This window comes from Microcoleus pseudofavosus SVA1_A4, assembly GCF_036700565.1.
Lineage (GTDB): Bacteria > Cyanobacteriota > Cyanobacteriia > Cyanobacteriales > Microcoleaceae > Microcoleus.
Genome location: NZ_JAUBPE010000086.1, coordinates 1 through 18,978, shown reverse-complemented (window position 1 = coordinate 18,978; position 18,978 = coordinate 1). Strand labels below are relative to the sequence as shown.

Here is an 18,978-nt window from a genome sequence, read left to right as displayed (position 1 = left end):
ATGCCTTTTGAGCACAAATACAGTTACAATAATTGAGAATCTCAATTTAAGCAGAGAAACAGATGCCGAAAGCAATTTGGAATGGTGCCGTTTTGGCCGAGAGCGACAAGTGCGAAGTTGTAGACAACAACTATTATTTCCCCGCAGATGCCGTCAAACGCGAGTATTTCAAGGACAGCAGCACTCACACGACTTGCGGTTGGAAAGGTGTTGCTAGTTACTACAGTGTAGAAGTCGGCGGACAAGTTAATAAAGATGCTGCTTGGTACTATCCCACTCCGAAAGATGCTGCTAAAAATATTGCAGGATATATTGCTTTTTGGAAAGGAGTTAAGGTAGAGGCTTAAAGCTGTTTCGAGTTAAACAAATGGGGCGGGTTTTGTGCTAATTTTGTGCTTAACCCGCCCCTGGAAATTTTAATTTTTTTCCCAAACGGCGACAGCTTCCCATCCCAAACCGCGACGAACAACAATCGGTTCGCTTGCTGTCAAATCGAGAATGGTAGAAACTTGATATCCCGGATCGGAACCGTCATCGACAATGACATCTACTAACTTAGAAAAACAGTCAAACAGTTCGGCTTTGCCAATATTTTCGGTTTTTGCTGCTGGTGGTGGTTCACCTTCAAAATCAGCAGTGATATGGGCGGATGTTGAAATAATCGGATTTCCCAAAGCTTCCAGAAGTGTAAAACAAAGCGGGTGGTCGGGAACGCGAATTCCCGTGGTTTTGCGTTTTGGGTTCATTACCAACCGCGGCACTAACTTGGTAGCTGGTAACAGAAATGTGTAAGGCCCGGGTATTAACCGCTTGATAATTCTGTATGCTTCATCGCTGACGGCAGCATAGTCGGTGATATTTGACAGAGACGAACACAGGAACGTTAAAGGCTTATCATTGGATAGTTGCTTGATCTGCCTGACTCGTTCGACCGCAGATTTGGCGTTGAGGTCGCAGCCGATCGCGTAAACTGTATCTGTCGGATAAAGCATCACTGCCCCATCTTTCAGAGCTTTTTTAATCTTCTCGATCCGGTCTTTTTGGGGTGCAACTGGATGCACTTCGTAAATAGTTGCCATGTTAAGATATTGCAGGCTAAGTGGGCGATCGAAATATCGAGTGAAACAATCAATGCTAAAAATTAATTGTTAACAATGAATAAAATAGCTTATTTTGACTGTCCGACCGGCATTGCTGGTGATATGTGCATCGGAGCTCTCGTCCACGCCGGCGTTCCTTTAGACTACCTGATCGAAAAACTAAATTTGCTCGGCATTTCGACAGAGTACCAGTTGCGGGCGGAATTAGTCCACCGGAATACTCAACAAGCAACTAAATTTTATGTCGATTTAGCTGCGGATTTATGCTTAAAACCCGAAAATCCCGCTGATTCCACACTCGATCCCTCGGAAACTGAATCCCCGACTTTCGACAACCGCCACCACCACCATCACGGGGAAGAACATTCTCACAGTCACGGCGAAGCAGATGCGGAAATTAGCCACACTCATCACCGCCATTGGCCAGAAATCAAGCAGATTATTGTCTCTGCAAAATTGCCTCCGCGCGTGCAAGCGTGGAGTTTGGCCGTATTTGGGAAATTAGCAGATGCAGAAGGTGCCGTACACGGTATCCCCGCAAGCGAGGTTCACTTTCACGAGGTGGGGGCGACGGATGCAATTATTGATATTGTCGGTACTTGTTTGGGTTTGGATTGGTTGGATATTGATGAATTTTACTTTTCGGCGATGCCGACTGGTGGGGGTACGGTGAAGGCGGCCCACGGTAGGTTAGCGGTGCCGACGCCGGCGGTGATGCGGTTGTGGGAAACGCACCGAGTGCCGGTTTACAGCAACGGGATCGATCGCGAATTGTGCACTCCTACAGGAACTGCGATCGCCTGTACTCTCGCTGCTGCTTTTGGCCCGCAGCCTCCGATGCAAGTTCAGGCGATCGGATTGGGTGCAGGTTCTCGAATGCTGGCAATTCCTAATATTTTGCGCCTCTGGATTGGGGAGAAGGCAGAGGGGGAGAGGGGGAGAGGGGGAGAGTGGGAGAGTGGGAGAAAGACGGCTACTAATTCCCAATTCCTCATTCCCGATTCTCAATTACCGATTACCAATTCCATAGAAACTATTGCGGTATTGGAAACGCAAATTGATGATTTGAGTCCGCAGGCGATCGGCTATGTTTTTGATGCTTTGTTTGCGGCCGGAGCTCTGGATGTTTTTACTGCACCAATTGTGATGAAAAAGTCGCGGCTGGGGGTTTTGTTAACTGCGATTTGTCATCCAGAATTTCAGGATGCTTGCGAAGCTGCGATCTTTCGCGAAACTACTACTTTGGGAATTAGGCGATCGACTCAACAAAGAACTATTTTGCACCGGGAAATCCAGACAGTTCAAACAGAATACGGTGAAGTGCAAATAAAAGTTGCGAAGTCTGGACAAACGATTGTTAACGTGCAGCCGGAATACGAAGATTGCGCGGAAATTGCCCGACTTAAAAATATTAGCTGGCGCGAAGTTCATCGCTTGGCGCTGCAAAGTTGGTACGATCGCACTTAATCAGTCCTGGACGCACTCCGACAAAGAAACCGGGTTTTTTACCGAATCTGCGGGCCACAACGCAGTATTTTCGTAAAAAACCCGGTTTCTGACCACCCCTGCGTAAATCCTAAGAGCAATCAAAGCCTCTGATATCGGTTTTGAGATGATATCAATTCCGCTCTTCATCGGAATGATATAAACGGAGGACACGGCAGTGCCGTGTCCCTACCACGATCAATTGTAGGGACACGGCACTGCCGTGTCCTCTATATCATTCCGGTGCAGCCGGAATTAATATGACTCGATAAATTCAGCAGATTAACCGCAGCATAATCTGTCTGGTTTGCTGTTCGATCGCGCAGCTAAGCTAAAATATTGCCGAGGTGCTGTTTGAGTTGAATTGCAGTTTCAAAATGGGTTAATAGACGTTCAATTAAAGGATACAAAATCAGTTGAATTTATGAGTCGCCGATCTAGTCTTGGGTTTGGGATTCAATTAAGACATGAGTGTTCATGAGTTAAGTTTGTTTGCGATCATTTCTTGCTCAGCAGTTTGGAGCAAGCGTTCTCTGACATACTCGACGATCGCCGGTTGTAGCATTAAACTTGTTGATGCGGTATCATTGAGCGATCGCCGATCTTCAATGAGCGATCGTTCAGCCAGCGCCTCCAATGCTTCCATCAGTTGCCGTCCCGAAACTTTGGGCAAAATTTCCGCTTTTAACTTCGCAGGGGTCGCTCCTTCTTGATTAATGGCGATCCAGTACATAATTTTTTGTTGCAGGGGTGACAAGCGATCGAACTGGCGATCGAGCAAATCCCACAAATCGCTAAAAACAGTATTTCCTTGCACTAAAAATGCCTGAATATCACCGCCAAAAAGTGTTTTAATAGTCGTTGCAGCAAGTTTGAGGGCGAGGGGATTGCCGCCAAAGTAGTTGACAATATCTTGACACTGCAATAGCGTTGCCTTTAATCCTTTGGTGGCGAGGATTTGCTGGCATACTGGCGGTGAAACTCCGAAGAGTTTGAGCGATCGCACGGGTAAAACTTCCCCCGATCGCACAGCAAACCCGCCCGGTTTTTCTCGTCCGGTTAAAATCAGACAACTTCGGTGGGGTTCGTCCGCAATGCGCGCCAATAACTGTCGGTAATCTTCATAGCCTTGTTGATATTGTGCGCTGCGATTTCCCCCTTGCAAAATCGACTCCAGATTGTCGAAAATTAACAAACAGCGTTTTTGTCGCAACTGTTCCATGAGAGCAGGAATAGAGTTATTTGTTGTCGCTTCTGAATTAGTTAAAATCGGTAAAATATTGCTGAGGATAACATCTAATTGCGGTGCTTGCTGTAAACTCCGCCAGATCGCGAATTCAAACTGAGATTGAATTTGCTGAGCGAGTTTGACAGACAGAGAAGTTTTGCCGATACCGCCAAGTCCAAAAATACCGATCAGACGAGTAGAATTGCCGCTAATCCAAGTTTCTAATGTTTCGAGTTCCTGTTGCCGGTTGTAAAATTGGGAAACATCGATCGCTTCTCCCCAATCTTGGATGCAGTTATCTGATGCGCGGCCATGCTGGTAGCGGCGCAAGACTGCTTGAAGATTGTGCTTTGAGACTTTTTCACCGATGATTTGAGAGAGAGTTCGCCACAAAAGCGAACCGACGTGTTTAATATAATCGTGTTCGTAATAAAGTAAGCGATCGGCTAAGCGATCGGCTATTTCTTGATAAGAATGTCCTTCCCAAGTTCCCAGAAAGACGCAGGATTGAAAGTCAGTGAGTTTTTGCTGGTTGTTCGCGTGTAACAGATGGTCGATTAGGGCGATCGCCTCTTGTCCTTTCATAGCTTGCCAATTTGACCTATTCAGTAAATTTACTGATGTTTCATGAGTGCGAGTTGCTGTTCAGGAAAGAAAACAAATTGACTGAATTAACCGCAAGGTAATCCCTTTTATACTTGGCGGTTGAAACCGATACTAAACCAGGTTTTGTTCGCCTTCCGAGACTGAAAAATAAGGGGGATGTTTAACCCGGATTTGGGATGAAGTTAATTTCACAATCTCAGATATCAAATCTCAAATCGATTGAGTGAATTTACGTAAGTTTACAAAACCATGTCACTTTTTCTCACCGGCAGGGCGATGGGTTTGGGTTTTGATGGGGAAAGTCAAACTATTCAAAGTCAAGCAAGCGATCTTAAGCAACTAAAGATTGGTTTGCCTGCCAGAGACATATATCGATCGCAGGCAAACTTAAAATTGGAGTGCAGAGTGCTGACTCAGCCATTAACGTCAATTCAGATTTGATTGTTGGTGGCGCAACTCGATTACTAGGTGGGACTAAACCTGCATACTAGGGTCGCTATTTTAGGGGACTTGACTTCGGAGAATTTGGAGAATACAAGAGACTTGAAGAAAACAACTTACTGAGTAACTTCAATGCCAAAACTTAAGGATACCCTTCTGATCAAGGCTTGCGATACTGGTTTAATTCGAGGTTTGAATCTTCAAATCATCGCCGTACTCAACTCAATTGTTCCCAATGTTCTTGTAGATTTTACAGACATTGAAGGTGTAGTTGCCGTTGGCGATAAAAATAACCCTTTTTTGCAGGCTGCTGCCAATAATTCGCTAAAGATTGCCGTAGCAGAACGCCGTAAAGCTGAAGGAAATTCAGTACAACTAATCGTTAATTCTGCCTACCGTACTGTGGCACAACAGTACCTCCTAAATCTTCAGTTTCAACAAGTTTCCGATCGATGTGGCATTCAAGCGGTTGCGCCGCCAGGATTTAGCAACCATGAAGGCGGACTTGCACTAGATATTCAGGATTATATAGCCTGGAGACCTTATCTTGAAAGACACAGCTATGTGTGGTTTGGTCCGGGAGATAAACCTCATTTCGACTACCGCTTTTTTGCTGCGACGCGAGATGATATGGGAACTTTGGGTATTCGTGCCTTTCAGATTCTTTGGAATAAATACAATCCTACCGACCAAATTAAGCTAGATGGGGATTTTGGCCCTCAAACGGAAGCGAGATTGAGAGAGTCACTGGCTGAAGGTTTTGACAATCCATTCCCAAGGGTACTAAGACTGGAAACACCACCCATGACAGGCGATGATGTCAGAAAAGTTCAGGAGTCTCTAGTTAGTAATAAACTGACCAATATCGACATTCCCGTTAATAGCATATTTGATTCGGTAACTGAAGCTGCGGTCAAGCAATTCCAAGAAGCAACTAAGCGTTTAGCAGTTGATAGTGCTGTTGGTTCACAAACCCTAAAAGCACTAGGTCTTGTTTAAAAAAGTAGCGGTAGGGCGAGCATTCCAGCTCGCTCAGGAGTGCAGTCAACGCTTTAACCTAGAGAATCTTAACCAAATAGGAGCCATTTAATTATGCCATTTACCGCAAAAGTTGTAACAGCAGCAGAATGGGGAGCCAGACCGCCCAAATCTGGAACCTTTCCTTTTCAAAGGACTATTCCCCGTTATGTCATCGTCCATCATACAGACAACCAAAACCCTCCTAACGATGCCTCAAGAGGCACAATTGAAGGATCGATTCAGTTAGCGCGAATCATTCAAAATGCGCACATGGATGATAATGATTGGTCAGACTCAGGACACAACTTCTTAAATACAACTGGAGGGTTTATTCTAGAAGGTCGGCACGGTTCCCTAGATGCTGTGAAAAAAGGATTTTGTATCCAGTCAGCCCATGCAGCACAAGACCCAGGAAAATTAGCTAACGGCAATCAATCTCCTGGCATTGAAAATGAAGGCAATTTCATGACCTTCCAGATGGGTCAAAAGCAATGGGATAGCCTTGTAGAACTTTGTGTCTCATTATGTGATTCTTGCAATATTAGTCCGCTTAATATTAAGGGACACAGAGATTTCAGTAATACTGATTGTCCGGGTGATTTGTTGTACAGTCAACTTCCCCGTTTGAGAAAAAAAGTTGCTGATAAGCTAAATCTACAATTCACGCCAGAAGAGCTAGAAAATGAGTCGCCATCTGTGGATCTAAAGTTTGGCTCAACAGGTCCAGCCGTTATCAAACTACAACAGCGATTGCGCGATCGGGGATTTAATCCAGGAGCAGTTGATGGTGTATTTGGTGAAAATACAGAAGCGGCTGTAAAAGCTTTCCAGCGTTCTGTTGGACTTCAAGATGATGGAATAGTTGGTACCCTGACTCGAACTAAGTTAGGACTTAGTTAACATTATTCCTGATTGTTTTAAATCACAGACAAGGTGTATTTAATTTCTTAATTATGCCTTGCCTGTATTTAGCGTTATAGCGCATATACCACTTGAATTAATAGTTGAATTTCCTGATGCAAGAAATCCCCGAAGAAATTGAGACTCAAATCAAAAAATGGCATCAGTATGCCTATATATTGCATTCCATTTATCTGTTATTAGGAATGACTTCAATTGTCTCATCCTTACTTGTTGCTACCTTTGTTGAAGAACTCGGAACTCATCGAACAAAAGTGCTTTCTGCAATCAGCGCAATTTCATTAGCCTTGATTAACACAACGGATGTTAAACGAAAAGGCAATGGATTTCGTCAAGCTCAAAGACATTTAAGAGCTGAATCAATGAGATTTCACACTGGTAGTAGCTCACCCGAAAAATTAGTGGCAGCTTTCGCCGAAGCAGAAGCGATGATAGGAGACGTAAATTTTGACCCAAAAAAGTTATCTGAGGATTAGAAGTTATGCTTACAACCGTCCTAATATCTATAACAGCTTTGGTAACTGCAATTATTACTACTGATGATTAAAGCAGCCGGCGCGCTTGTAAAATCTGTTGTTGCCACTGCTCAAAACTCTCTATATTTGAGCTACCATCTCTTTCAACGATCGCCCTTATTTGCTCCATCAGCTCGATCGCCAGCGGTACGCCAAGCTGCAATTGTTCCAAAGTCTCCCGCTGAGCAAAAACGGTTTCCGGTGTTCCTTCTAAAATCAATTTTCCCCGATCCATTACAAACACCCAATCAGCCCAGCGGTAGATGAAATCGAGGTCGTGACTTGCTAAAAGGATCGTGGTTCCAGTGGCGTGAATTTGTTCGAGTAAACCGATCAGTTGTCGGGTGTGACGCGGGTCGAGATAGGCGGTAGGTTCATCTAGCAGCAGCAGTTTGGGCTTGAGAACCATGATATCGGCGATCGACACCCGCTTTTTTTGTCCCAAACTGAGATTGTGAATTGGTTCGCAGGCGAGTTCGCTTAGATCGAATTGCTCGATCGCCTCTTGCACCATTCTCGCAATATCCGGTTCTGCCAAACCCAAATTGTACAACCCGTAGGAGATATCTTCTTCTACCGTAGAAGCTACTAATTGATGTTCGGGATTTTGAAATACGAGTCCGATTTGTTGGCGGAGTTGCATCAAAGATTTGCGATCGTAGCGAAAGGGTTTACCTTCCCAAATAATGATTCCCTGTTGCGGTTGGTACAAGCCATTTGCTAATAGAAAAAATGTAGTTTTGCCGCAGCCGTTTTGACCGATCAGCCCGCAGCGTTTCCCGGCGGGGACTTTGAGGTTTAAACCCTGAATTGCCACTCGCGAACCGCAGGGATATGAGTAGGAAGTGCGATCGAATTCGAGAATCCATTCAGACATATTCGTTATTTTTTATTTTTTATAGCCTTGTTCCCAGGCTCTGCCTGGGAATAAATACCCGGAGGCTCTGCCTCCAATTACCGATTACCGATTACCAATTTCCATTGTATTTGTGTCAGTTTTCATCGGTTTTTGACAACTGCCAAAGTTGAATTTCATAACAAAGATGTTGCTCAAAAAGTTGACTTGCCTCCAATCCTTCAACCACCAGCTTCTTGAACCAGCGACGAAATATCCAGCGCAGGAATGTGTGGACGGGGGGAACTGCGATCGCAATTAAATCTGCAACATAGATCATCGTATTCAGTCCATACCTGCGGAAAGTATCGACATACAAATCGATTGTCGGTACAATATGAGCGGAAATATCCTCAGTTTTGACTAAAGTGAATCCAGCCTGCTTTAATGCTGCATGAAGTTCAGTAACAACATGACAATTAGAGAACATTCCCTCTGTATAGTGAGCATCAGAACGCAGCATATCGGCAAGCAGCACGTAGCCGCCAGGATTGATGATTTTGGCGGCACCAGAAGCAATATCAACAGCCGACATATACTGGCTACTTTCGCTAAAGAGAATAAGATCGTAGAAATGCGTTGCTTTGAAGTCTTCAAACCTCGTGAGGTGGAAGATTGCCCGATCGCCCGTACACTTGAGAAAGCGCTGTTGTTGGAACGGATCGGGTGCGAGCCCTTCCACTGCAAAACCTCGATCGAGCAAATAAGCCGCATTTCCGCCAATCCCGCAGCCCACATCCAGTATCGTATGAGTGCCTTTGGGGATCGCATCCAACAGTTTTACAGTATAAGCTTGCTGAGCGCTGCGCAATCGCGCGAGTGTTAGTTCATCAGCGGGCACAGGTAGGGTTTCCCAATAGCCGTAGTGAAGGTAGGGCGAATCTGTCAACCCCAAATAGTAATTAAGCGCTGCATTTTGGTAGCGAGTTACCTTGGAAATTTCGATTGATTTTGGCTTCGACATTCGGAAAATTTAGTAAGTTTTAGGATTTCGGGCAGAGTTGAAATTCTTCCCAGCGCTTGCATACCTGTTCATAGCACTCAACAGGAGAAATTGCCAAGTTTTGCAACAAATTGATATCAATCTGACCGTTGGCGATCGACAAAAATATAATTGCTTCCTTGGGTTCGTAGCTAGCAATGATTTGGAGCAGATTTGAAACAGTATTTTCCTCTACTTCTAGTTGTTGCAAATAAGCAGTTGCGTACAATTGGGAAATAAATTGCAGATCGTACTTTATAGTATCTACACTCCAATTGATAGAACCGTTAATGGGAGTATTTATTTTGCAAGCAACCAAGCCTCGTCCTCGATGCAAAAAGCCATTCCAAGCAGTATGTCCGATCGGCAAAATATTTTGGTGAATAAACAAGTTTTGCCAGTAGCCAAAACTACCCTGCCAAACACTATCTTCGATTCGCATTTTTTTTAGTTTCCCGCTGCCTAAAATTTCGTTATTGTCGATCGGGAAACGGAGCACAACAGCAGATTATTTGTAAAAATATTGAACTCACCATCATCCATACCTCGCAGATGAAAAACAACAGGTAAACAAATCGGCGGGCATCCTGACTCAGAGATGCAATTATCTCATTACAGTTGCGGGACAGCGCCGGATTTTCACCGAACTTTCCCCCTTGCGTCTGATGTGTGTTTTTCATCAGAGCCGATCGATATACGGGAATATTACCACTATTTGGGATATTTGACAAAAAACCGATCCGACATCTGCAACAATTCTTATGGGGTAGGCAGAAAGCCGGCTCTTGACTTGCTTTTCACTCAATTGTCTCTTTAGTTTACTCAAAGGTGACGCGAGTTTTGCTGATGCGGACAGCACCATTTTCGTCAGTTACAAGGGGAATTGGAGCGGCGGTACGAGCAAGTAGCATTTTGGGAGAAGATCGGGAATTAATAGAACCGGATTTAGTATCAAGACTTCATATTATTTCATTTTCTAAAACCTATTTTATTTCTTTTCCATTCCCTACAAGAATTGCCTGCGGTAGCGAAAAGTATGAAAGAGCGATCTGCTTAAGTTTATCATATTCAAAAGTGGGATAGGCATCCTGCCTGTCCAAAGACTGGCTTGTCACCAGATGTCTATTCTGCCCGATCGCCCGTTGCCACCCCTCTTTCATAATCCTGTGGTAAAATTTAAAAAAATGAAAAAATTATGAAAAGCAGCAATGAATCATCAGGTGCTCTGCCGTAAAAGGTATCAAATGGTTGGATTGGCGCTGTTGCTGGGAGTTTGGATCGGCGGGTGCAGCGCTCAGACAACGGGGCCTCAAACCGAGCAAAACGGAACTTCTAGCCCGATCGCCGGGAATTCGACCCCCCAAGACAAAAAAGTCATTCTCACCACGTTCACGGTGCTGGCAGACATGGCTCAGAACGTTGCGGGCGATCGGGCGATCGTCGAATCTATTACCAAACCGGGTGCGGAAATTCACGGCTATGAAGTTACGCCCAGCGACTTGGAACGCGGGCAACGTGCCGATCGCATTTTGGAAAACGGCTTGAGCTTGGAGCGCTGGGCAACCCGATTTTACAACAGCCTCCCCAAAGTTTCTCACATTACCCTAAGTGAAGGAGTTCAACCGATCGATATTGCGGAAGATGCCTATCAAGGTAAGCCGAATCCTCATGCTTGGATGTCGCCGCAAAATGCTTTAATTTACGTTGAAAACATTCGCAAATCCCTAGGAAATCTAGATCCGGCTAATGCTTCAAGCTATGACGCGAATGCGGCAAAATACAGCGAGCAAATTAGGGCGATCGATGCAAAACTCAAACAAGCTATCTCTGCCATTCCCCCGGACAAACGCTACATAGTAAGTTGTGAAGGTGCCTTTTCCTACATTGCCCGCGATTACGGCTTAAAGGAAGTTTACATTTGGTCGGTCAATGCCGAACAGCAAGCCACACCAAGACAAGTTGAACGGGTGATTAATACGGTGAAGGCAAACCAAATTCCGGCTGTATTCTGTGAGAGTACAGTCAGCAATGAGGCACAGCTTCAGGTAGCAAAGGAAACAGGCGCAAAATTTGCCGGGGTGTTTTATGTCGATTCCCTGTCTCCCTCCGACGGGCCGGCATCAACCTATCTTAAGTTACTTGAATACAACGTCAATACTCTGATAAAAGGACTACAAAGCAAGTAAAGGAGAAAAGAACATGAATGAAATCGGCATTGATATTGAGAATGTGACGGTTGCTTATCACGGCAAAGTAGCCTTGCACAGCGCCTCGCTGCAACTCCAACCGGGAACAATTTGTGGATTGGTGGGGATGAATGGCGCGGGAAAATCGACATTATTCAAGGCTATTATGGGGTTTGTGAAGCCAAACACCGGACGAATTTTGATTAATGGGTTGCCGATTCGCAAAGTGCAAAAAAGCAATCTGGTTGGCTATGTACCTCAGTCGGAAGAGGTAGACTGGAATTTCCCGGTGAACGTTTATGATGTGGTGATGATGGGACGCTACGGGTACATGAATCTGTTGCGAATTCCCCGATCGAGCGATCGACAAGCCGTGCGAGAAAGTTTGGAACGGGTGGAAATGTGGCATATGCGCGATCGGCAAATCGGAGAGTTATCGGGTGGACAAAAAAAACGCACCTTTTTTGCGCGGGCATTGGCGCAACAGGGAACGGTTTTACTGTTAGATGAACCGTTTGCCGGAGTCGATATCAAAACCGAGAAAATGATGATTAACCTGTTAATGGAACTGCGTCAAGCAGGACATACAATTCTCGTTTCAACCCATGATTTAGCGTCCATTACCACATTTTGCGACCAGGTAGTGTTAATTAACCGCAGTATTCTGGCTTATGGCAATACCTCAGAAGTGTTTACAGAGGAAAATCTTTCTCGCACCTTTGACGGTTCTGTTGGAGATTTTTCGTCTGCCAAAAGTCGGTTAACTCAAGTCGATCAAAAGGAGCAATAATGGATTTAATTCAGTGGTTTGCGGCACCGTTGCAGCATGAATTCATGGTGAAGGCAATTTTAGTCAGCGCCTTAGTAGGGATTGTTTGTTCTGCGCTTTCCTGCTACATGACTTTGAAAGGATGGGCATTGATGGGGGATGCGGTTTCCCATGCGGTAATGCCGGGAGTTGTGATTGCCTACGTGTTAAATATTCCTTTGGCGGTGGGTGCGTTTGTGTTTGGGGTGGGTTCGGTAATTGCGATCGGGTTTATCAAAGCGAAAACTCGCGTTAAAGAGGATACGGTGATTGGTTTAGTGTTTACGGGATTTTTTGCCTTTGGTTTAGTGTTAATTTCTAAAGTCAAAAGCTCGATTGATTTAACGCATATTTTGTTTGGCAATGTCTTGGGTATTTCGGATGCTGATATTATTCAGACTGTAATTATTAGTGTCGTCACCTTAGTGACGCTGGCAATTTTACGCAAAGATTTAATTTTGTTTTGTTTTGACTCGACTCACGCGCGATCGATCGGTTTAAATATCACCTTTCTTTATTACGTTCTGCTGTCTTTGCTTTCACTTACAGCAGTTGCGGGACTTCAGACTGTGGGGATTATTTTAGTAGTGGCAATGTTGGTGACTCCGGGAGCAACGGCGTATTTATTGAGCGATAACTTTGACCGCATGACGCTAATTGCGATGGCTTCGGGCGTATTTTCTAGCGTCATGGGAACTTATATCAGCTATCACATTGATGGTTCGACTGGCGGATGTATTGTCGTGCTGCAAACGCTGCTGTTTGTGTTGGCGATGATTTTTGCTCCGAAACACGGTTTGTTAGTTAGGGCTAGGAACTCGCAAACTATTAGTGAATAAAGATCGATCGCCTTATTCCACAAACTCAATATTTTCATACAAATCTGCCAGCAAAATTTCCACCTGTACAGACGTTAACATCAGCCGATCGCCCGCACAGCTATATTCCGAAAATATCCACTTATTCGCTTCAGTTTTCGAGTATTGCTCCACCCGTAACCGATATTGGTCGATTAATAAATACTCCTGAAAACTAGGAATACTGCGATAAGCAGCAAACTTATCATCTCGATCGTAAGCTTTAGTAGCTTTAGATAGCACCTCTGCAATCAGCAGAGGATTAGTAACTGTATCCGTCCGTCCAGATTGCAGCTCTATCGGGCGCGCTACCACCATCACATCCGGGTAAGTATAATTATTAAGGTGCGGAACCCAAAGCCGCTGATCCGAACTAAAAGTCCGATATGGTTTCCCTTTTAACGCCAGTTTCAGCGCAACAACTAAATTAGTGGTAATTTCATTGTGATCCGGTGTGCCGCCAGCCATCAGAACAATCTCCCCATTGATAAATTCATGCCGATCCTCAGAATTGACTTCCAATTCTAGATATTCCTGGGCCGTGTATGTTTTGGTTTCAACTTGCGCGATCATATACAAGGCTCTCCTTTAATCTACTGATTTCAGTTTATCTTAAAAATCCTGCTAATTCAACCTATAGATCCTCTTCTATTATAACCAGCCTGTAGGGGAGCCCCTCGCCAACATATTTAAAGGGTGCAGACAAGTTAAATAAACCCGCCCCCACCCACAAATATGCCCTTTATGAATCATAATCGTGCGAAATGTGAACCCGATCGCACTTAACAAACTTACCGCAGCGGGACAAAGTTATAGCCAGTGCTTCCTCCTTGTTTAACTTGCACTAAAATCGCCTTACCAGCCCGATCGCCCGTGGGCAAAAACTTCACATCGTCGCTCGATCCTGCTGCAGAGAAATTCGGATTTCTGAGTGCTTGTTGCAACCCTTCCCGCGTATTGCTTTGCCGCAAGCCAGCAATGACAGCTTGAGTCGCGTCAAAACTCGTTGCTGTTCGCCAATTCACAATGCCTCCCCAGCGCTGACGGGCATTTTTAGGAAATGGATTGTTGGGATTAGTTTCAGGATGCCAGGGAACGGGCAAAACAAGCCCGTCAACGTCCTTTTGTCCGTCTTTTAGCGTTTGAAAGGTGTAAAGAGTTGAACTGCTGTAAAGCGCTAATTTGCCTTGATTTGCACGGGCTAGATCGATCGCGCGATCGATGCGATCGATGTGGGGTGCTAGCATCAATCCTTGTGCGCCTTTGCTGACTGCATCGGCGATCGCACTTTCGGGAGTAAAAGAAGGTAATGAAAAGTCGCAAACAGTGGGAACTAATTTGCCTCCAGCAGCAGTCAGAGCCGCCACAAATTCATCTTTAAATGATATATTATCCGGTGCTTGCGAGTCATAACAAACGGCAATATTAGTTTTGCCTGCTGTTTTGACTGCATATTCTGCTAAAGGAGCGGCCATTACGCTAATATTGGGGACAGTCCGAAAGATGTAGCTGCCAAATCCTGATAGATTATTGGCAAAGCTAGTCGGTGTAACCATTACCAGTTTTTCTTGCTGATAAATCGGAGCAGCTTCGAGAGACGCATTGCTAGCATTGTGTCCAATTACTGCTAGTATATTCTGATCTTTTGTCAATGTCTTTGCAACTTCTCTGACCGCTTCTGGACTGTTGTCATCGTTGACTATTTCTACCTGCAGTTTTGCGCCGTTGATGCCACCGCTAGTATTGATTTCATCCTGAGCTTGGGCGACACCCCGGAGGATTTCTTGGGCGACATTGGGGTTGCTACCAATGGGGACGCTGACAGCAATTTTCAAGGGAGAAGCATTGCTGGTTGTGGCATTATTCAAATAAATAATGGCATTATTCAAATAAATAATGGTTTCCGGATCGTTGCGATTTTGTTGCAGCGAATCCTGAAAATTTTTGACGGCTGCTTGGTAATCTCCATTGACAAAAGCTTGAACGCCTGCTTGTTTTGCTGCTGTTGTTTGGGATGTCACCAATATCTGATGTCCTAAACTGATGCGATTGGCGAGCGTTCCAGGTGCGATCGGGGCCGATGTAGATGTAGGTGTATTTGAAGTTTTAGCTTTCAATAAACCGGGAAGAAACTTGTATGCGCCAAACCCAATTAAGCCGAGGGCAATAATAAAAACAATGGGCGGCGGGCTGTTTCTTTTGTTAGTATCTTGATACATGATTTTTTTTCTTTATTTTGATACTGTCATTATTCATTCAATTACTGTTCACGTCAATTCATATAATTCATTAATTAAGTTCATAAAAGTCATATTTGTAATAGCTGTTGCAGGAAGTGCGATCGCCCTTATTCAAATCCGGCCCGCTAAACTAACGAGAACACAAGAATTATCAACAATAGTCATAGATGCGCGGGTGTGCAGAAACCGGGTTTTTTGCGACAATACTTCGTTACAGCCCACAGATTCAGTAAAAACCCGGTTTCTTTGGTTGTGATGCGTAAGTCCCGTTGATATTAACCGCCGCCACCGCCACCGCCACTAATCGTGAATATAATGCAGGACTTACCCACTCCGACCAAAGAAACCGGGTTTTTTACGAAAAGACGCGTTATAGCTCGCAGATTAGGTAAAATAACCCGGTTTCTGGGCCTCCATTCGTCCAGGACTAACAATAAATTTAGCGTTGAAATACCGCGCTTAACAAAGTTAAAACCGTGCAACCAAACACCGCTTCAAATGTATATCTTCGTGAAGGTTTGTAAGGGTAAGAATTCCAAACGCGCAGTTCTCCCTTAAAGCCGCGCGACGCTAAACTCAGCGATACTTGACGGTAGTTTTCCAAAGTTCGCTGAAGCAATTGCCCGATTAAAATGCTTAAACTGTGCATTCCCAGCTTCCAAGTGCGATAGCCGCAGCGCGAGTTTTGTGCAATCCAAAGTTCATCGGCGATCGCCAATAAGCTAAAAATAAACCGATACATTAGTAATAGCAGTTCTGTGACTAACTCTGGACAGCGTAATTGTCTGAGAATTTGCAAGACTTCTGTAAAGGGAACCGTCAAGAGGATGAAATACATACAGCTTGTCGATGCGAAGGCGCGGGCAAATAGCAAGCTCACTTGATATACCCCAGTGCGGCTCACATACAGATAAAAAGTGCCGGTGCTAATCCCCCAACCTTGCCAAATATCCCACTGAATTTCCTGGATACGATCGCCCGCAACCGCACCGATAGCCAAAGCAGGCAAACTCGTCAGCAAAAACATCAACGGTAGCGACAGCAACCGCAAATACAGTTTCCCCGGAATGCCCGCATAGATGACGATCCAGACTGCTAACCAAAGGGCGATCGACAATTGGACGATCGCCCCAGAAACTAGAGACAGAATTAAAAGGGCGATCGCAAATGATAACTTGTGAGCTGGCGGCAACCCGCGCAAGCGATTTGTATAAGCCAGACTATCAATCTGATGGTTCATTCCGACGATTTACGATCGGACTGCTGCCGAGATTGCGCTCGGCCTTTATACAACCCAATGACGTACCCAACTACGCCAGCCCCCATCGCCGCTTGAGACGCAAACAATAGACTTGAAATTTCTCCGCTAGCCGGCTCAAACAAGTGATTGAACCAAGGTTTATAACCCGGTTGAATTTCCGTAATTGCTTTCTTAGCTTGGTCATCGGCACCGCCATATTCACCCCGCACAAAAACGAGAGGAAACGCGGCCAGAACAATCACAGCGCCAGCCAACAGCCAATTTTGCCGCGAAGTAGATTGGTGATTTTTTGTAGGTTTTTGATTCACGGCTTATGACTCCTGTCTCAATAATTTCAAAGTTTCTAACTCCGGCTTCCCGTAAGAATGCAGCCAATTCCAGACTAATACAGTCAGCAATCCCTCACTAATAGCCAGGGGTACTTGAGTGATAGCAAAGATACCAGCAAACTTGAGAAACGAAGCCATAAAGCCGCCGCTTGCTGCGGGAAAAGCTAACGCTAATTGAATCGAAGTCGTCACATAAGTCAGTAAATCTGCCAAAGCTGCCGCACAAAAAATTGCCGCCCGCTGGCTACCAGTTCGCAACAGCAAATGATAGATAAAATACGCAGCAAACGGGCCGACAATCGCCATCGAAAACATATTCGCTCCCAGCGTTGTCAAGCCACCATGCGCTAACAGTAACGTTTGAAACAGCAGAACTAAAGCGCCGAGTACAGCCATCACCGAAGGGCCGAACAAAATCGCACCCAAACCCGTACCCGTCGGGTGAGAACAACTGCCCGTTACCGAGGGAATTTTTAAAGCAGAAAGCACAAAAGTAAACGCACCCGCCAAAGCAAGCAATAGTTTAAGTTCCGGGTGTTCTTTTGTAATGCGAGTAATCGATCGCAACCCAAAGGCAAAAAAAGGCAACGCCACCATCCACCAAAACGCAGCCCATTGCACCGGCAAAAAACCTTCCGAAATGTGCATAGCTGCGGCGGGCGTTGCCGAGCCCAGGACAATATAACAACTCAAGCCAGCCATCAATCCCAAGCTGACCAATTTCCGATTTCCGGCCTTCACGCTGAACCTCGCAGATGAGACAATATAAACCAACACATCGGCGGGCATCCTGACTCAGAAAGCGACATCACCTTCATTACAGTTGCGGGACAGCGCCGGACTTGCACCGAACTTTCCCCGTTTCCTCTAATGGCTGCTCCCCATTAGAACCGAATTGTTAGCCTTAGTATAGTCGATCGCGTAAGTCTCAGCGGATATTTTACAAAAATTATTTCAGATTAAGTAAGTAAGTCAAGATTACCTATCTTCTTCCTTCTATTCCTTTTCTTCCTTCGCGTCCTTCGCGTCTTCGCGGTTCATTAAAATCTTAACAAAACACAAAAATATAACCAAACAAATCAAGGTTATAATCTTAGTAAGTTTTGAGGAAAGCCGCAATGTTACAGTACAACTTGCCGAGGAACTTGCCCTCCGCCGATGAACTACCAGACTCGGATGAAACGCCTGTGGATAACGAACTGCAAGAACTAATACCAGGGTTGCTAAAAGCAATATTGCTCATACTTTGGGCAGAACGCATGGACTGGTTTTTTGGGATAGATATGGGTATTTACCATCACCCTGACGAACCGCCCATTGTCCCAGATGCTTTCTTAAGTTTAGGAGTAGAACGATTTTACGACGAAGAATTGCGCCCCAGTTACGTGGTGTGGGATGAAAATGTCATGCCGCTGTTCGTGCTAGAAGTTGTTTCCCCAACTTATCGCAAGGAATACAGCACAAAATTAGAGACTTATCAAGCTTTAGGCGTACTTTATTACGTCATTTATTCTTCCCGCCGCCGTCGTAAACCTCATTTGGAAGTACACAAGTTAGTCAATGGAAAGTACGAGTTACAGTCAGGAAATCCAGTTTGGATGCCAGAGATTGGTTTAGGAATTGGTTGTGAAAGGGGAAATTATTCTGGGGTAGCAAGGGAGTGGTTGTATTGGTACGATGCCGAGGGAAAACGTTATCTGACACCTGAAGAACAGGTGAAAGAATCAGCGCAGCGCGCCCAACAGGAATCGCAGCGCGCCCAACAGGAATCCCAGCGCGCCCAACAGGAATCGCAGCGCGCCCAACAGGAATCCCAGCGCGCCGATCGACTAGCTGAACGTTCCGATCGACTAGCTCAGCGATTGCGGGAGTTGGGGATAGATCCCGATCATCTGACCTGATGGCAATCAAGAGCACCAGACTGACAGACTCTAGACGCTCAGAAACCGGGTTTTTCAGCCGAGCCCGATCGCGCTCAACGGAGGATTTTATGGAAAAAACCCGGTTTCTGCGTCCAGGAATGTGTGAATAAGCTGCTACGCAGCTAAACCGGATAAAATAGCATTGCCTTTATTTTTGATTTTTCGATCCCATTTAATAACCA

General features: G+C 45.1%; 20 protein-coding genes and 2 riboswitches. Of the genes, 10 read left to right on the top strand and 10 right to left on the bottom strand.

Annotated features, from left to right (window positions below; translation table 11 throughout):
- Positions 1-62: 62 nt before the first annotated feature.
- A complete protein-coding gene (locus QUA02_RS27985) occupies positions 63-347 on the top strand; it encodes a DUF427 domain-containing protein (protein WP_106332933.1) in 285 nt (94 codons plus the stop codon).
- Positions 348-416: 69 nt separating this feature from the next.
- Here the strand turns inward: QUA02_RS27985 and QUA02_RS27980 are convergent, their stop codons facing one another.
- On the bottom strand, positions 417-1,079 hold the full coding sequence (locus QUA02_RS27980) for an L-threonylcarbamoyladenylate synthase (RefSeq protein WP_333032705.1): 663 nt from the start codon (positions 1,077-1,079) through the stop codon (positions 417-419).
- 75 nt (positions 1,080-1,154) lie between these two features.
- On the opposite strand from QUA02_RS27980, the gene larC reads away from it, so the two are divergent.
- Complete coding sequence (gene larC / locus QUA02_RS27975) at positions 1,155-2,567, top strand: nickel pincer cofactor biosynthesis protein LarC (RefSeq protein WP_333032704.1); 1,413 nt, start codon at positions 1,155-1,157, stop codon at positions 2,565-2,567.
- 493 nt (positions 2,568-3,060) lie between these two features.
- On the opposite strand, the gene QUA02_RS27970 is transcribed toward larC, so the two are convergent.
- Positions 3,061-4,398, bottom strand: a complete 1,338-nt coding sequence (locus QUA02_RS27970; RefSeq protein ID WP_333032703.1) for a helix-turn-helix domain-containing protein — start codon at positions 4,396-4,398, stop codon at positions 3,061-3,063.
- A 270-nt stretch (positions 4,399-4,668) separates the two neighbouring features.
- On the opposite strand from QUA02_RS27970, the gene QUA02_RS27965 reads away from it, so the two are divergent.
- The 4 genes from QUA02_RS27965 to QUA02_RS27950 all read left to right on the top strand — a co-directional run bounded on the left by QUA02_RS27965 (position 4,669) and on the right by QUA02_RS27950 (position 7,277).
- Entirely contained in the window at positions 4,669-4,860 is a 192-nt protein-coding gene (locus QUA02_RS27965; protein ID WP_333032700.1) for a hypothetical protein, read from the top strand.
- Between the two features lie 132 nt (positions 4,861-4,992).
- Positions 4,993-5,859, top strand: coding sequence for a peptidoglycan-binding protein (locus tag QUA02_RS27960; protein WP_333032699.1), 867 nt, complete (start codon positions 4,993-4,995; stop codon positions 5,857-5,859).
- 93 nt (positions 5,860-5,952) lie between these two features.
- Positions 5,953-6,780 (top strand): peptidoglycan recognition protein family protein, encoded by an 828-nt coding sequence (locus QUA02_RS27955; RefSeq protein ID WP_333032696.1) that lies wholly within the window; start codon positions 5,953-5,955, stop codon positions 6,778-6,780.
- Between the two features lie 116 nt (positions 6,781-6,896).
- On the top strand, positions 6,897-7,277 hold the full coding sequence (locus tag QUA02_RS27950) for a hypothetical protein (RefSeq protein WP_333032694.1): 381 nt from the start codon (positions 6,897-6,899) through the stop codon (positions 7,275-7,277).
- A 67-nt stretch (positions 7,278-7,344) separates the two neighbouring features.
- Here the strand turns inward: QUA02_RS27950 and QUA02_RS27945 are convergent, their stop codons facing one another.
- The 3 genes from QUA02_RS27945 to QUA02_RS27935 all read right to left on the bottom strand — a co-directional run bounded on the left by QUA02_RS27945 (position 7,345) and on the right by QUA02_RS27935 (position 9,635).
- Positions 7,345-8,193, bottom strand: a complete 849-nt coding sequence (locus QUA02_RS27945) for an energy-coupling factor ABC transporter ATP-binding protein (protein ID WP_333032691.1) — start codon at positions 8,191-8,193, stop codon at positions 7,345-7,347.
- A gap of 115 nt (positions 8,194-8,308) precedes the next feature.
- Positions 8,309-9,175, bottom strand: a complete 867-nt coding sequence (locus tag QUA02_RS27940) for an SAM-dependent methyltransferase (RefSeq protein WP_333032688.1) — start codon at positions 9,173-9,175, stop codon at positions 8,309-8,311.
- A 19-nt stretch (positions 9,176-9,194) separates the two neighbouring features.
- The gene (locus QUA02_RS27935; RefSeq protein ID WP_333032684.1) at positions 9,195-9,635 is read right to left on the bottom strand and encodes a hypothetical protein; all 441 of its coding nucleotides are present in this window, start codon (positions 9,633-9,635) and stop codon (positions 9,195-9,197) included.
- Positions 9,636-9,753: 118 nt separating this feature from the next.
- Positions 9,754-9,898: riboswitch (cobalamin riboswitch) on the bottom strand.
- A 503-nt stretch (positions 9,899-10,401) separates the two neighbouring features.
- Between QUA02_RS27935 and QUA02_RS27930 the strand changes: the two genes are divergently transcribed.
- The 3 genes from QUA02_RS27930 to QUA02_RS27920 are packed head-to-tail and all read left to right on the top strand — an operon-like array spanning position 10,402 to position 13,026.
- On the top strand, positions 10,402-11,379 hold the full coding sequence (locus QUA02_RS27930) for a metal ABC transporter substrate-binding protein (protein WP_333032682.1): 978 nt from the start codon (positions 10,402-10,404) through the stop codon (positions 11,377-11,379).
- A 13-nt stretch (positions 11,380-11,392) separates the two neighbouring features.
- Entirely contained in the window at positions 11,393-12,169 is a 777-nt protein-coding gene (locus tag QUA02_RS27925; RefSeq protein ID WP_333032679.1) for a metal ABC transporter ATP-binding protein, read from the top strand.
- Positions 12,169-13,026, top strand: a complete 858-nt coding sequence (locus QUA02_RS27920; protein WP_333032677.1) for a metal ABC transporter permease — start codon at positions 12,169-12,171, stop codon at positions 13,024-13,026. Before QUA02_RS27925 ends, QUA02_RS27920 begins: the two co-directional genes overlap by 1 nt.
- Positions 13,027-13,038: 12 nt before the next feature.
- Here the strand turns inward: QUA02_RS27920 and QUA02_RS27915 are convergent, their stop codons facing one another.
- The 5 genes from QUA02_RS27915 to QUA02_RS27895 form a co-directional block, all read right to left on the bottom strand.
- The gene (locus tag QUA02_RS27915; protein WP_333032674.1) at positions 13,039-13,617 is read right to left on the bottom strand and encodes a Uma2 family endonuclease; all 579 of its coding nucleotides are present in this window, start codon (positions 13,615-13,617) and stop codon (positions 13,039-13,041) included.
- A 218-nt stretch (positions 13,618-13,835) separates the two neighbouring features.
- Entirely contained in the window at positions 13,836-15,263 is a 1,428-nt protein-coding gene (locus tag QUA02_RS27910; protein WP_333032672.1) for an ABC transporter substrate-binding protein, read from the bottom strand.
- A 460-nt stretch (positions 15,264-15,723) separates the two neighbouring features.
- Positions 15,724-16,524 (bottom strand): cobalt ECF transporter T component CbiQ, encoded by an 801-nt coding sequence (gene cbiQ, locus QUA02_RS27905; protein WP_333032671.1) that lies wholly within the window; start codon positions 16,522-16,524, stop codon positions 15,724-15,726.
- Entirely contained in the window at positions 16,521-16,853 is a 333-nt protein-coding gene (locus QUA02_RS27900; RefSeq protein ID WP_333032670.1) for an energy-coupling factor ABC transporter substrate-binding protein, read from the bottom strand. Before QUA02_RS27900 ends, cbiQ begins: the two co-directional genes overlap by 4 nt.
- Before the next feature lie 3 nt (positions 16,854-16,856).
- Entirely contained in the window at positions 16,857-17,576 is a 720-nt protein-coding gene (locus tag QUA02_RS27895) for an energy-coupling factor ABC transporter permease (protein WP_333032726.1), read from the bottom strand.
- Positions 17,577-17,637: 61 nt separating this feature from the next.
- Positions 17,638-17,784, bottom strand: a riboswitch (cobalamin riboswitch).
- A gap of 208 nt (positions 17,785-17,992) precedes the next feature.
- Between QUA02_RS27895 and QUA02_RS27890 the strand changes: the two genes are divergently transcribed.
- The gene (locus tag QUA02_RS27890; protein ID WP_333032669.1) at positions 17,993-18,775 is read left to right on the top strand and encodes a Uma2 family endonuclease; all 783 of its coding nucleotides are present in this window, start codon (positions 17,993-17,995) and stop codon (positions 18,773-18,775) included.
- The last annotated feature ends 203 nt before the right edge of the window (positions 18,776-18,978 follow it).

Bases quoted from the DNA above. Each gene is read 5' to 3' on its own strand.
- QUA02_RS27910 (WP_333032672.1), bottom strand. From the start codon at position 15,263: ATGTATCAAGATACTAACAAAAGAAACAGCCCGCCGCCCATTGTTTTT.
- QUA02_RS27985 (WP_106332933.1), top strand. From the start codon at position 63: ATGCCGAAAGCAATTTGGAATGGTGCCGTTTTGGCCGAGAGCGACAAG.
- QUA02_RS27940 (WP_333032688.1), bottom strand. From the start codon at position 9,175: ATGTCGAAGCCAAAATCAATCGAAATTTCCAAGGTAACTCGCTACCAA.
- QUA02_RS27915 (WP_333032674.1), bottom strand. From the start codon at position 13,617: ATGATCGCGCAAGTTGAAACCAAAACATACACGGCCCAGGAATATCTA.
- QUA02_RS27890 (WP_333032669.1), top strand. From the start codon at position 17,993: ATGTTACAGTACAACTTGCCGAGGAACTTGCCCTCCGCCGATGAACTA.
- QUA02_RS27925 (WP_333032679.1), top strand. From the start codon at position 11,393: ATGAATGAAATCGGCATTGATATTGAGAATGTGACGGTTGCTTATCAC.
- QUA02_RS27895 (WP_333032726.1), bottom strand. From the start codon at position 17,576: ATGGCTGGCTTGAGTTGTTATATTGTCCTGGGCTCGGCAACGCCCGCC.
- QUA02_RS27935 (WP_333032684.1), bottom strand. From the start codon at position 9,635: ATGCGAATCGAAGATAGTGTTTGGCAGGGTAGTTTTGGCTACTGGCAA.
- QUA02_RS27970 (WP_333032703.1), bottom strand. From the start codon at position 4,398: ATGAAAGGACAAGAGGCGATCGCCCTAATCGACCATCTGTTACACGCG.
- QUA02_RS27950 (WP_333032694.1), top strand. From the start codon at position 6,897: ATGCAAGAAATCCCCGAAGAAATTGAGACTCAAATCAAAAAATGGCAT.
- QUA02_RS27920 (WP_333032677.1), top strand. From the start codon at position 12,169: ATGGATTTAATTCAGTGGTTTGCGGCACCGTTGCAGCATGAATTCATG.
- cbiQ (WP_333032671.1), bottom strand. From the start codon at position 16,524: ATGAACCATCAGATTGATAGTCTGGCTTATACAAATCGCTTGCGCGGG.
- QUA02_RS27960 (WP_333032699.1), top strand. From the start codon at position 4,993: ATGCCAAAACTTAAGGATACCCTTCTGATCAAGGCTTGCGATACTGGT.
- QUA02_RS27955 (WP_333032696.1), top strand. From the start codon at position 5,953: ATGCCATTTACCGCAAAAGTTGTAACAGCAGCAGAATGGGGAGCCAGA.
- QUA02_RS27965 (WP_333032700.1), top strand. From the start codon at position 4,669: ATGTCACTTTTTCTCACCGGCAGGGCGATGGGTTTGGGTTTTGATGGG.
- QUA02_RS27980 (WP_333032705.1), bottom strand. From the start codon at position 1,079: ATGGCAACTATTTACGAAGTGCATCCAGTTGCACCCCAAAAAGACCGG.
- larC (WP_333032704.1), top strand. From the start codon at position 1,155: ATGAATAAAATAGCTTATTTTGACTGTCCGACCGGCATTGCTGGTGAT.
- QUA02_RS27945 (WP_333032691.1), bottom strand. From the start codon at position 8,193: ATGTCTGAATGGATTCTCGAATTCGATCGCACTTCCTACTCATATCCC.
- QUA02_RS27930 (WP_333032682.1), top strand. From the start codon at position 10,402: ATGAATCATCAGGTGCTCTGCCGTAAAAGGTATCAAATGGTTGGATTG.